The sequence below is a fragment of the Pseudomonas sp. VA159-2 genome (genome assembly GCF_024126635.1).
Taxonomy (GTDB): Bacteria; Pseudomonadota; Gammaproteobacteria; order Pseudomonadales; family Pseudomonadaceae; genus Aquipseudomonas; species Aquipseudomonas muyukensis.
Genome location: NZ_JAMYBV010000001.1, coordinates 283,699 through 296,186, shown reverse-complemented (window position 1 = coordinate 296,186; position 12,488 = coordinate 283,699). Strand labels below are relative to the sequence as shown.

Below are 12,488 nucleotides of genomic sequence, written 5' to 3'. Positions count from 1 at the left end.
TGCCATGAACTTCGCCCAACTCGGCCTGATCGAACCGCTGCTGCGTACCCTGCAGACGCTGGACTACACCACTCCCACCCCGGTCCAGGCCAAGGCCATTCCCGCCGTGCTCGCCGGCCGCGACCTGATGGCCGCGGCCCAGACCGGTACCGGCAAGACCGCCGGCTTCGCCCTGCCGGTGTTGCAGCGCCTGGCCCTGGAAGGGGAGAAGGTGGCCAGCAATTCGATCCGCGCGCTGGTGCTGGTGCCGACCCGCGAGCTGGCCGAGCAGGTGCACGCCAATGTGCGCGAGTATGCCGAGAACCTGCCGCTGTCCACCTATGCGGTATACGGCGGGGTCAGCATCAACCCGCAGATGATGCGCCTGCGTCGTGGCGTCGACCTGCTGGTGGCCACCCCAGGGCGGTTGCTGGACCTGTTCCGTCAGAACGCCATCAAGTTCGGCCAGGTGCAGACCCTGGTGCTCGACGAAGCCGACCGCATGCTCGACCTGGGCTTCGCCGAAGAGTTGCAGGCGGTGTACGCCGCGCTGCCGCGCAAGCGCCAGACGCTGCTGTTCTCCGCCACCTTCTCCGAGCAGATCCGCATGCTCGCCGGCCTTGCGCTGAACGATCCGCTGAGCATCGAAGTGAGCCCCCGCAACGCCGCCGCGACCACGGTCAAGCAATGGCTGGTGCCTGTGGATAAAAAGCGCAAGGCCGACCTGTTTATCCACCTGATGCGCAAGCAGCGCTGGAAGCAGGTGCTGGTGTTCGCCAAGACCCGCAATGGCGTGGACCAACTGGTCGAGCGCCTGCTGGCCGAGGGCGTGAATGCCGACGGCATCCACGGCGACCGCCCGCAAGCGACCCGCCAGCGGGCGCTGGACAGCTTCAAGGCCCGTGAGATCCAGGTGCTGGTGGCCACCGATGTCGCTGCCCGCGGCCTGGACATCGACGACCTGCCGCTGGTGGTCAACCTCGACCTGCCGATTGTCGCCGAGGACTATGTGCACCGTATCGGCCGCACTGGCCGTGCCGGCAACAAGGGCGAGGCGATTTCGCTGGTGTGCGCCGATGAGGTGAACCTGCTGGCCTCGATCGAGACGCTGATTCGCCAGCAGTTGCCGCGCCATGAAGAACCGGACTTCATCCCCGACCACCGGGTGCCGCAGATCGACGCCAGCGGCCAGGTGGTGAAAAAACCGAAGAAGCCGAAAAAGCCCAAGGAGAACAGCGCCAAGCGCGGCCTGGGGCGCTGGATGGACAGCGCCGAGGGCGGCGCTGCGCAGCCGCCGGTGAAAGCGGTGCGCAAGGTCCCGAGCTTCGGTGCCAAGCCGGGCAAGCGCAAGCCCTGAAGCGCTTCGCCGGCAAGGCCGGCTCCTGCAGGTGACTGCGTAGGAGCCGACCTTGCTGGCAACAGGGCCTTACGCCGGGCGCATCAGCCAATCCGCCGCAGCATTTCCCGCGCGCAAACCACTGGCGAAACACGCCGTCAGCAGGTACCCGCCGGTCGGCGCCTCCCAGTCCAGCATCTCGCCGGCGCAGAACACCCCGGGCAAGCCCGTCAGCATCAAGCCTGGGTCCAATCCTTCGAAACGCACGCCACCTGCGCTGCTGATCGCTTCGTCCAGCGGCCGCGCGCGCACCAGGGTGATCGGCAATGCCTTGATCGCCACCGCCAGCCGCTGGGGCTCGGCGAAGGTCGCCGGGTCGGTAAGCTCGCGCAACAGCGCAGCCTTCACCCCGTCGATACCCAGCTGGCCTTGCAGGTGCTTGGCCATCGACCGCGAACCCCGGGGCTTGGCCAGGGCCTGGGCAATCTTGTCCACAGGCCGGTCCGGCAGCAGGTCGAGCAGCAAGCTCGCCTGGCCGTCGCGGTTGATCGCCTCGCGCAACCGCGCCGACCAGGCATACACCAGGCTGCCTTCCACGCCCTGGGCGGTGAGGATGAACTCACCCTTGCGCGGCGCGCTGCCCGGCACGGCCAGGGCAATGTTCTTCAGCGGCGCGCCGGCGAACTTGCGCTGGAGCAGGTCGCTCCAGCCCGCCACCTCGAAGCCGCAGTTGCTCGCCTGCAACGGCGAGATATCCACACCGCGCTCGGCCAGCAGCGCCGTCCAGGCGCCGTCCGACCCCAGGCGCGCCCAGCTGCCACCGCCCATGGCCAACACCACGGCGTCGGCGCGCAGCTGCAATTCACCCTGTGGATAAGCGATCTGCAAGGTGCCGTCGGCGTTCCAGCCGAGCCAGCGGTGACGGGTGTGGATAACTACCCCGGCCTCGCGCAGCCGCTTGAGCCAGGCGCGCAGCAGCGGCGCGGCCTTCATGTCGCGGGGGAACACCCGGCCCGAGGTGCCGACGAAGGTTTCGATGCCCAGGCCGTGAATCCACTGGCGCAGGGCCTGGGCGTCGAAGCCGCGCAGCAGCGCGTCGATGTCGCCCTGGCGTTCGGCGTAGCGGCCGACGAAGGCGGGGTAGGGCTCGGAATGGGTGATGTTCATGCCGCCGACCCCGGCCAGCAGGAACTTGCGACCCACCGAGGGCATGGCGTCGAACACCTCGACCGCCACCCCGCGTCGGGCCAGGGCCTCGGCGGCCATCAGGCCGGCAGGGCCGCCACCGATCACGGCGACAAGGGGACGGGAACTGGGGCGGGGATCGTTCATGGTGGGCGACAGGCTGTGGAAAAGAACGCGCATTCTACCCCAGCGCGCCCTGCCCAGGTACTGCTCAAAAAATGATCAACTCTTTGCAGCTCAGGCAGTTAAAGGGCTGGCGCGGCTTTCCCGCAGGTTATCCACAGGCGGTTCCACAGTCATTGTGAACAACCCATGACCCGCGCGGCGCTGTGATGGAGGATGCCGTGGCGCCGGGCCAGGGCCAGGCGGTCCTTGCTGTAGCCACCGCCGATCACCCCCACCACCGGGATGTCACGGCCCAGGCACTGGCGCAGCACGTGCTCGTCGCGGGCGGCCAGGCCCGCGTCGGTCAACTGCAGGTAACCCAGGGCATCGTCCTGGTGCACGTCGACCCCGGCGTCGTACAGCACCAGGTCGGGCTGGTACAGCGGCAGCAGGTAGTTCAGCGCGTCTTCCACCACCTTGAGGTAGGCCTGGTCGTTCATGCCGCGCGGCAGGGGGATGTCCCAGTCGCTGTGGGCCTTGCGCGCCGGGAAGTTCTGCTCGCAGTGCAGCGACACGGTCACCGCCTCGGGGGTGTCATGGAGGATGCGCGCGGTGCCGTCGCCCTGGTGCACGTCGCAATCGAAGATCAGCACCCGCTGCACCCGCCCGGCCTGCAGCAGGTACTGGCTGATCACCGCCAGGTCGTTGAAGATGCAAAAACCTGCGGGGTGATCGTAATGGGCATGGTGGGTGCCGCCGGCCAGGTGGCAGGCGATGCCATGCTGCAGCGCCTGCTCGGCGGCCAGCAGCGAGCCGCCGACCGCGCGCACGGTGCGCCGGGCCAGGGCTTCGCTCCAGGGCAGGCCCAGGCGGCGCTGGTCCTCGCGGGACAGCTCGCCATTCATGTAGCGCTCGATGTAGCCGCGGTCGTGGGCCAGGGCGAGGATGTCATTGGGGCAGACCTGCGGGCGCAGCAAGGCCTCATCGGTGGTCAGGCCACTGTCCACCAGGTGATCGCGCAGCAGGCGGAACTTGTCCATCGGGAAGCGATGGTCGGGGGGAAATTCAGGGCTGTAGTCGTCGTGGTAGATCAGCGGCAGGAGCATGGTGTCGGCGCGGTGAGGGCGAGTGCCGATCTTGCCAGCATTGCTGGCGCCGATGCCAATGCAATCGAGCGGGGCAGGCGCCGGCTTGCCGCCTGGTTCGCCAGCAAGGCTGGCTACGGGGAGCTCAGCGGCCGCTGGAGGCCAGCACCCGCTGCCAGTCCGGCTCGTTCAGGCGCCCGAGAATACGCGCCTTGCCGCTGCCATCCAGCGAGACGAACAGCGCGCTGGCATAGCCGCTTGCACGCTCGCCACCGGGGACATGCTGCTGGCGGGCGAAATGGTCGATGCAGCCGTTGTGGGTCACCAGCACCAAATTGTGCCCCGGCCGCTTGTGGGCCATGGCTTCGGCGGGGAACTGCGGGTCGCAGGTGCCCAGCCAGTCTGCGCTGGCCACCGCCTGGCCGAGAATGAAATGCGCGGTCTGGCGGGTGCGCAGCTTGGGGCTGCTGAGCAGGTCGGCGCCGTTGAGCCCCAGTTCGTGCAGCCCCTGGCCGACCCGCTGCGCCGCCTGGCTGCCGGCCACGGTGATCCCGGCATGCGCCTCCAGGCACGGCCCGGGGGCCGCGTCGCAACGCTCGGCGTGGCGGATCATCACGATCACCGCGCCGTCCTTCCAGGCTTGCAGCAGGCCGCTGTCGTTCAATTGTTGCTCGTTGCCAAGGTTCACGATGGGTGTCCTCGTCGCTAGCCACGCCCCGCCGCCGACCAGGGCCAGAACCAGGCCGAAGGCGGCGCCGAGGGTCATGGGCGAACGGCGGCGCCGAGGGTGGGCCAGGATGGCCGGGTTGGGCAAGGTGTTGCTGGGAAGCATGCGTCACTCCGATGGCAGTGCGGCGTCGACGGTGGCCGCGGTGTCTGCCGGCATTCTGCGCAGCCGGCTGTCGGAGGGCGGTGAAGCCGATGTGAAAAAAGCATCGCTCTGGGTACGAGCGCGCGGATCGGCCTACGCTGTACACTGGCGCACTGCGATTCTGGAGCCCTGCGATGCCCCCCATCCTCGAACTGGAAAGCCCGCGCCTGGTGTTGCGCCAATGGCAGGACGACGACCTGCGCGAATTCGCCGCGCTGTGCGCCGACCCACAGGTGATGCGTTACTTCCCGGCACCGATGACGCGGGTCGAGGCCGCCGCGCTGATCGGCCGGATCCGCGGCCACTTCAACGAGTACGGCTTCGGCCTGTGGGCCCTGGAGCGCAAGGACAGCGGTGCCTTCATCGGCATGACCGGGCTGCTCAACGTCAACTTCGACGCCGCCTTTGCCCCGGCCGTGGAGATCGGCTGGCGCCTGGCCCGTCGCCATTGGGGCCTGGGCTTTGCCAGCGAGGCGGCGTGGGCCTGCCTGCGCTGCGCCTTCGCCCAGTTGCAGCTTGACGAGGTGGTGTCGTTCACCACCGCCAGCAACGTGCCCTCGCAGAAAGTCATGCAAGCCATCGGCATGCGCCAGGACCCGGCCGGCAGCTTCGAACACCCACGCCTGCCGGCGGGGGACCCGTTGCGCCCGCATGTGCTGTACCGCATTGACCGCGCCTGCTGGCAAGAGAACCAGCGCGGTTGAGTGCAGGGCCATCCAATCGACGGGTTGTATGACAAACCTTGTATCATTTGCCGACATAACAGCACCGTGACGCCTTGCCAGGAGATGCCCATGAGCCATGTACTCGACGATCTGGTCGATTTGCTGAGCCTCGAGTCCATCGAGGAGAACCTGTTCCGCGGACGCAGCCAGGACCTTGGCTTTCGCCAGCTGTACGGTGGCCAGGTGCTCGGCCAGTCGTTGTCGGCGGCCAGCCAGACGGTCGAGGACGCGCGCCATGTACATTCGCTGCATGGTTATTTCCTGCGCCCAGGCGATGCCAGCATGCCAGTGGTCTACTCGGTGGACCGCGTGCGCGATGGCGGCAGCTTCAGCACCCGGCGGGTGACGGCGATCCAGAAGGGCCAGCCGATCTTCACCTGCAGCGCGTCGTTCCAGTACGACGAAGCGGGTTTCGAGCACCAGGCGCAGATGCCTGATGTGGTCGGCCCGGAGAACCTGCCCAGCGAGGTCGAGCTGGCCCGCAAGCTGGCCGACAAGCTGCCCGAACGCATCCGCGAGAAGGTGTTGTGCGCCAAGCCCATCGAGATCCGCCCGGTGACCGAGCGCGACCCGTTCGACCCCAAGCCGGGCGACCCGGTCAAGTACGCCTGGTTCCGTGCCGACGGCACGCTCCCGGACATCCCCGCGCTGCACAAATACCTGCTGGCCTACGCCTCGGACTTCGGCCTGCTGACCACCTCGCTGCTGCCCCATGGCCGCTCGGTGTGGCAGAAGGACATGCAGATCGCCAGCCTCGACCACTCGCTGTGGTTCCACCGCGACCTGCGCGCCGACGAATGGCTGCTGTACGCCACCGACAGCCCCTGGGCCGGCAATGCCCGTGGTTTCTGCCGCGGCAGCATCTTCAACCGCGCCGGGCAGCTGGTGGCCTCGTCGACCCAGGAAGGGCTGATCCGCCATCGCCAGGACTGGGCATGAGCCTGGGCGATATCCGTCACTGGGTGTTCGACATGGACGGCACCCTGACCGTGGCCGTGCATGATTTCGCGGCCATTCGCCAAGCCCTGGGCATCCCGGCCGCGCACGACATCCTCAGCCACCTGGCCGCGTTGCCGGCGGACGAGGCGGCGGCCAAGCACGCCTGGCTGCTGGAGCACGAGCGCGACCTGGCGTTGGCCTCGCAGGCCGCGGTCGGGGCGGTGGAGCTGGTGCGTGAGTTGGCCGCGCGCGATTGCCGGCTGGCGATCCTCACCCGTAACGCCCGCGAGCTGGCCCACGTGACCCTGCAAGCCATCGGCCTGGCCGAGTGCTTCCCGGTCGAGCAGATTCTTGGCCGTGACGAGGCCGCGCCCAAGCCCAGCCCGGATGGGCTGCTGCAGATTGCCCGGGCCTGGGGCGTGGCGCCTGGCGAGATGGTGATGGTTGGCGACTACCGCTTCGACCTCGATTGCGGCCGCGCCGCTGGCACCCGCACCGTGCTGGTGAACCTGCCGGACAATCCCTGGCCGCATTTGACCGATTGGCATGCGGCGGACTGCCGGGCGCTGAAGGGGTTGCTGCTGGACGCTCAGTGACACTGGATTTTTCCTGGCGTCGGTGTTCGCCTACAACGCTTTCGGCCTGCAATACCCGTAGGAGCCAGCCTTGCTGGCGAACCAGGCGACGCGGTGGATGGCACCGGCTATGCCGGTGTTCGCAACGATTACGGCCTGCAACACCCGTAGGAGCCAGCCTTGCTGGCGAACCAGACAACGCGCAGGAGGGCACCGGCTACGCCGGTGTTCGCGGCTAAAGCCGCTCCTATACAGGGACCGTGTCGGTTCGCCATTGGCGATGCCCGCACACCAGGCTGAAGACCTGTCTAAGCTGCACTGCACCTTTCCCCCCGATGGAGACGCCTCTCATGAGCAGCAAAGCCATCTACATCCAGCCCGGCGGCGGCTACGACAAGGTCCAGGTCGGCACCAGTGAGGCCGCCGCGCCCAAGGCCGGTGAGATCACCGTGCGCCTGCACGCCAGCTCCCTCAACTACCACGACTTCGCCGTGGTCAGCGGCATGTGGGGCCCCAGCGAGCGACGCATCCCCATGGCCGACGGTGCCGGCGAGGTCATCGCGGTGGGCGCGGGTGTCAGCGAGTTCCAGGTCGGCGACGCGGTGGTCAGCACCTTCTTCCCCGACTGGCTCGACGGCCAGGCCCAGGTCGAAGGCTTCGCCAGCGTGCCGGGCGATGGCATCGACGGCTACGCCCGCGAGCAGGTGACCGCCCGCGCCACCTCCTTCACCCATGCCCCCCAAGGCTACAGCCATGCCGAGTCGGCGACCCTGACCACTGCCGGGCTGACCGCCTGGCGCGCGCTGATGAGCGATGACCACCTCAAGCCGGGTGACAGCGTGCTGGTGCAGGGCACCGGTGGCGTGTCGATCTTCGCCTTGCAGTTCGCCAAGCTGGCCGGTGCCACGGTGATCGCCACCTCGTCCAGCGATGCCAAGCTCGAGCGCCTCAAGGCGCTGGGCGCGGACCACCTGATCAATTACCAATCCACCCCGGCCTGGGGCGACAAAGTGCGTGAGCTCACCGCCGGCCGTGGCGTGGACCATGTGATCGAAGTCGGCGGCCCGGCCACTCTGGAGCAATCGATGATCGCCGCGCGCATCGGTGGGCATGTGTCGTTGATCGGCATCCTCACCGGGGTCGCCGGGCAGTTGCCGCTGGTCCAGGCGCTGGTGCGGCAGATCCGCCTGCAAGGGGTACTGGTGGGCAGCCGGGCGCAGCAGCAGGCGATGGTCCGCGCCATCGACGCCAATGGCCTGCGGCCGGTGGTGGACAAGCATTTCGAGCTGGAGCAGATCGTCGAGGCGTTCCGCTACCAGGAGAGCAACCGGCATTTCGGCAAGATCTGCCTGACCTGGTGATGCCGCAGATGGCTTGCGGGTCGTGGGCGTTGCTGGCGTAACCCCCGGAGGAGCGGGCCGCGAACACCGGCGCGGCGGGTGGCAGACACCGCGGCGCCTGGTTCGCCAGCAAGGCTGGCTCCTACAAAAAGGAGCGCTTCAGGTATGTGAGAGCAGTGGGAACATCAGCGGCTGCGCGTCCAGGGCGGTGGCGGTCGCACCCCAGACGAACAACGCATCGTCGTTATCCACAACCCGGGTGGCGAACCCGTCGACCTGCAACGGGGTGAAGCCCAGCACCACCTCGCGGGTCGTGTCGCGCACCAGTTCCCCGATCAGCGCCAGCAACACCACCGGTCGCGTGCCGTACACCTCGGCCAGCAGCATCCGCCCCTGCTCGTGCTCCACCACCACATAGGCGTCATGCGCCGTCGAATAGAGCAACGCTTCGCGGTAGGGGCCTAGGCAATAGAACATGGTCTGCGACACATGGGGCTGCAGGCTCAAGCGTGCCTGTGGACAACTGCTGGCGACCGTGGCCATGAAATGGCGGCGTTGATCGCTGTCATCGAGGTCGACCGGTTTGAAGCTGCTGGCACGCGGGGAGGCCGACCACGGCAGGTAGTGCTCATGCTCGAGTACCCGGCGAAAACCGAACTTGGGGTACAGCTCCAGCACCGTGCCATTGGCAAACAGGTACAAAAGGTCGCAGCGCTCGGCCCAGCGCGATACCAGGCGCTCCATCAGGTAGCGGCTGTAGCCATTGCCTTGGGCCTCGGGCGCGGTCATCACCGTGCCGATCTGCACCGTGCGCAGGTGCTGGCCGTCGAGGCTGAAGTCGAGCCGGTTGCTCGAGGCGTTGGCCAGCATCTGGCACTGGCGCACCAGCGAGCAAGGCTGGTGGTCGTCCGGCCAGAAGCCGGCCTGATACCAGGCTTCGAAATCGAAGCCGTAGGTCTGCCGGGTGAGGGCGTTGAGTGCGCCGCGCAGGTGCGGGTCGTCGCGGTAGTGCTCGACCAGTCGCAGGCTGGGGTCATCGAGAATGACGGTCATGGCATCCCTTGCTGTCGGTGAAGTGGGATGAACGTTACCTGCCGCGCGTTTGTAAAACTGTAAGGCTTTGTGCGGCGGGCTTGCCCCGAGACAGTGCCGGCAGCGTGCTCATCGCCAGCCATTCTTGACGAGGGAACCCCTGGCGCGACCCGGATTGACGCAAACGGACAAGCCGAACGCGACATCTGCCGCGATCAAGCATGGGGTGTCGTGATCGCGCACCTATGGGACGTTCTCGAACAATTTTCCTACCGCCCGGGGGGCTTAAATGAACCCGAAATCGCCGGTGCGTTGCTCTGTGAAAGCGTGAACAAGGTCAACAACAGAGCGTGAGCGACGTGTCATTCTTATTGTTTTTCAAGGAGATACTGTTTCGCCTACGCCTGCCCATCCCGTCCTTGTGTCCGCAAAAAGAGAACAATATCAATGAACACCGTGGGAACTGATGGCAACCTTGCACAAGGTTTCAAGCCACGTCATGTAACGATGCTGTCGATCGCCGGCATCATCGGTGCCGGACTTTTCGTAGGCTCCGGCCACGCTATCGCGGCCGCCGGGCCCGCCACCATTCTTTCCTATTTCGTGGCCGGCACCCTGGTGGTGCTGGTGATGCGCATGCTCGGCGAAATGGCCGTGGCTCACCCCGACACCGGTTCGTTTTCCACCTATGCCGACCAGGCCATCGGCCGCTGGGCCGGCTACACCATCGGCTGGTTGTACTGGTGGTTCTGGGTGCTGGTGATCCCCATCGAGGCGCTGGCCGCCGGGCATGTGCTCAATGCCTGGTTCCCCCAGGTGGACAGCTGGATCTTCGCCCTGGGCTCGGTGCTGCTGTTGGCCTGCACCAACTTGTTCAGCGTGGCCAAGTACGGCGAGTTCGAGTTCTGGTTCGCCATTCTCAAGGTCACCGCGATCCTCGGCTTCATCGGCTTGGGCTTCGCCGCGCTGATGGGCTGGCTGCCCGCGCGCGAGGTCAGCGGCCTGAGCAGCTTGATGGACGAGCACGGCGGCTTCGCGCCCAAGGGCTGGTCGGCGGTGGTGGGGGCATTCATCACCGTGATGTTCAGCTTCATCGGCACCGAGGCGGTGACCATCGCGGCGTCCGAGTCCAGCGACCCGGCGCGCAACATCGCCAAGGCCACCCGCTCGGTGATCTGGCGCATCAGCACCTTCTACATCCTGTCGATCTTCGTGATCATTTCGGTGGTGCCGTGGAACGATCCGCAGTTGGCCGTGGTGGGTTCGTACCAGCGGGCACTGGAAATCATGAACATCCCCAACGCTGCGTTGATGGTCGACTTCGTGGTGCTGATCGCGGTGACCAGTTGCATGAACTCATCGATCTACATCGCCTCGCGAATGATGTATTCGCTGGCCAAGCGTGGTGACGCCCCGGCCATGCTCAAGCACACCTCCAAGGTTGGCGTGCCGCGCGCGGCGGTGTTCGGCAGCACGCTGATCGGCGCGGCCATCGCCATCCTCAACTACTTCGCGCCCAAGGGCGTGTTCGAGTTCCTGCTGGCCAGTTCCGGCGCCATCGCCTTGCTGGTGTACCTGGTGATCGCCGTTTCGCAGCTGCGCATGCGTGGGCGCCTGGAGCGCGAGAACGCCAACCTGAAGTTTCGCATGTGGCTGTTCCCCTACCTGACCTGGGCGGTGATCCTGTTCATCAGCGGCGCCTTGGCGGTGATGATGTTCACCGAGGAGCACCGCGCCGAGGTGACCGCGACCTTGAGCCTGGCGATCGTGATTTCCTTCCTCGGCATCGTCACCAGCCGTGGCCACGGCCGTAGCGTGGCAGCCCAAGCATGACCCTGTAGGCGCCGGTGCCATCCACCGTGTTGCCTGGTTCGCCAGCAAAGCTGGCTCCTACAGGGCACGGGCAGTTGCTCTGCGTACCGCGTTGCCTGGTTCGCCAGCAAGGCTGGCTCCTACAGGGCAAGGGCAGTTGCTCTGCGTAGGAGCCGGCTTTGCCGGCGAACACCGGCGCAGCCGGTGCCAGGCACCGCGTCGCCTGCTTCGCCAGCAGCTGGCTCCTACGGACCGAGGCCGCAGGTGGGGCCTTCTATCTGGCCCCTAATGCTCGCCGGGAAACAGCCAGCGAGCTACCTGCGGGCTGGCCAGCAGGTGCGTGGCATTGTGCCCGACCCCGGGCACCACGAACTGCCGATGAGCGATGTCGACAGCCCAGGCGCGCGAAAGAAACCCCTCGTAACGCAGGTAGCCGAGCTGGCGCTCGACGCGGTTGCGCCCCTGTGCCTGCGCCCCACAGCTGTGGTCCATGATGCGGCTGGCAGCATGGGTATCGCGTTCGCCCACCAGGTAGGTCACGTTGCGCGCCGCATAGCGGCGAAACAACTGCTTGGCATCCAGGCCTTGGCTGACCAGGTAGGCGGGAGGCTGCTCCAGGCCATAGCGATACTGGTTGTAGCCCGGGCACTGCTTGCCCGGTAGCGCTGCGAAGCCCGTGGGCGTTGGCCGATTGGCGTCCAGGTACAGGTACGAGGACGGGCTGGAGATCACATAGCGCACCGGCAGGCCCGCGACCGCCTTGCCCAGCACGGCGTAGCGCTGCATGAGCTGGGCACCGGCCGAGTGGCCGATCAGCACGACCTCCTTGAGACGCGGGAAGCGCCTGCTGTCGGCCAGGTAGGCCAGCAGGTCGTCGAGCACGCTGAAGGTGGCGATGCCGCGGCGACCGGCGCTCGATTCGCTGCCTTGCATCCACTGGTCCTTGGGCCATAGCGGCATGGCCTCGGTGGCAGGCGAATCGTCGACGCTGAGGAAGTTGGGCGCGATCAGCAACACGGCCGAGCCGCCGAGCCCGGCGTTGGCCAGCAGCTGCTGCGCGCCAGCGTAGTAGTCCTGGGCATTGCGGCGCACGCCGTGGACGATCACCACGGCACGTTCGGCCAGCTCGGGGCGGAGCGGGTCGGCATTGCTGTAGGCAAGCAAATCGTAGGGCTGGGCCCGGCCAAGCTGCAGCACTTGCGCCGCCGCCAAGGTGGCGCTGCTGAACAGGCTCAGCAGCAGGGCCATGCCCCAGGTCTTCATGGTGCAGCTGACGCGCATCCTGGTGGGCTCCTTCGCAAGGGCGGGTCAGGCGGTGGCCAAGCATCGAGGCCAGGCGTATTTAATAGTGGCGAACTGATGCTTTTGCCGCAGGCGTGATGTCATCTGAATGTTACATGAGCGCTTTAGCTAATCAATGGTGTGTTTCGCAAGCGCAATGTTATTCATTTGAGTGGTTGCACCTGTGCACTGAACGTGAACTTTTCATTTAATCGATGAAATG

General features: G+C 66.6%; 11 protein-coding genes. 6 read left to right on the top strand and 5 right to left on the bottom strand.

Annotated elements, in window-relative coordinates; genetic code table 11:
• Window positions 1-4: 4 nt before the first annotated feature.
• Window positions 5-1,336, top strand: coding sequence for a DEAD/DEAH box helicase (locus NJG22_RS01295; protein WP_253091907.1), 1,332 nt, complete (start codon window positions 5-7; stop codon window positions 1,334-1,336).
• A gap of 69 nt (window positions 1,337-1,405) precedes the next feature.
• Here the strand turns inward: NJG22_RS01295 and NJG22_RS01290 are convergent, their stop codons facing one another.
• The 3 genes from NJG22_RS01290 to NJG22_RS01280 all read right to left on the bottom strand — a co-directional run bounded on the left by NJG22_RS01290 (window position 1,406) and on the right by NJG22_RS01280 (window position 4,522).
• Complete coding sequence (locus NJG22_RS01290; RefSeq protein ID WP_253091905.1) at window positions 1,406-2,647, bottom strand: TIGR03862 family flavoprotein; 1,242 nt, start codon at window positions 2,645-2,647, stop codon at window positions 1,406-1,408.
• A gap of 149 nt (window positions 2,648-2,796) precedes the next feature.
• Window positions 2,797-3,711 carry a histone deacetylase gene (locus tag NJG22_RS01285; protein WP_253091903.1) on the bottom strand — a complete coding sequence of 305 codons (915 nt, stop codon included), beginning with the start codon at window positions 3,709-3,711 and terminating at the stop codon, window positions 2,797-2,799.
• A gap of 124 nt (window positions 3,712-3,835) precedes the next feature.
• The gene (locus tag NJG22_RS01280; protein WP_253091901.1) at window positions 3,836-4,522 is read right to left on the bottom strand and encodes a histidine phosphatase family protein; all 687 of its coding nucleotides are present in this window, start codon (window positions 4,520-4,522) and stop codon (window positions 3,836-3,838) included.
• A 173-nt stretch (window positions 4,523-4,695) separates the two neighbouring features.
• Between NJG22_RS01280 and NJG22_RS01275 the strand changes: the two genes are divergently transcribed.
• The 4 genes from NJG22_RS01275 to NJG22_RS01260 all read left to right on the top strand — a co-directional run bounded on the left by NJG22_RS01275 (window position 4,696) and on the right by NJG22_RS01260 (window position 8,161).
• Entirely contained in the window at window positions 4,696-5,265 is a 570-nt protein-coding gene (locus NJG22_RS01275) for a GNAT family N-acetyltransferase (RefSeq protein ID WP_253091898.1), read from the top strand.
• Between the two features lie 90 nt (window positions 5,266-5,355).
• Window positions 5,356-6,225 (top strand): acyl-CoA thioesterase II, encoded by an 870-nt coding sequence (gene tesB, locus NJG22_RS01270; protein ID WP_253091896.1) that lies wholly within the window; start codon window positions 5,356-5,358, stop codon window positions 6,223-6,225.
• Window positions 6,222-6,821 (top strand): HAD family hydrolase, encoded by a 600-nt coding sequence (locus NJG22_RS01265; protein ID WP_253091894.1) that lies wholly within the window; start codon window positions 6,222-6,224, stop codon window positions 6,819-6,821. The genes tesB and NJG22_RS01265 overlap by 4 nt, the downstream gene beginning before the upstream one ends.
• Window positions 6,822-7,150: 329 nt before the next feature.
• Window positions 7,151-8,161 (top strand): NAD(P)-dependent alcohol dehydrogenase, encoded by a 1,011-nt coding sequence (locus NJG22_RS01260; RefSeq protein WP_253091892.1) that lies wholly within the window; start codon window positions 7,151-7,153, stop codon window positions 8,159-8,161.
• A gap of 138 nt (window positions 8,162-8,299) precedes the next feature.
• Here NJG22_RS01260 and NJG22_RS01255 read toward each other — a convergent pair whose 3' ends face one another.
• A complete protein-coding gene (locus NJG22_RS01255; protein WP_253091890.1) occupies window positions 8,300-9,193 on the bottom strand; it encodes a GNAT family N-acetyltransferase in 894 nt (297 codons plus the stop codon).
• Between the two features lie 426 nt (window positions 9,194-9,619).
• On the opposite strand from NJG22_RS01255, the gene gabP reads away from it, so the two are divergent.
• Window positions 9,620-11,005, top strand: coding sequence for a GABA permease (gabP, locus tag NJG22_RS01250; protein ID WP_253091888.1), 1,386 nt, complete (start codon window positions 9,620-9,622; stop codon window positions 11,003-11,005).
• A gap of 264 nt (window positions 11,006-11,269) precedes the next feature.
• Here gabP and NJG22_RS01245 read toward each other — a convergent pair whose 3' ends face one another.
• On the bottom strand, window positions 11,270-12,265 hold the full coding sequence (locus tag NJG22_RS01245) for an alpha/beta fold hydrolase (RefSeq protein ID WP_253091886.1): 996 nt from the start codon (window positions 12,263-12,265) through the stop codon (window positions 11,270-11,272).
• Between the last annotated feature and the right edge of the window lie 223 nt (window positions 12,266-12,488).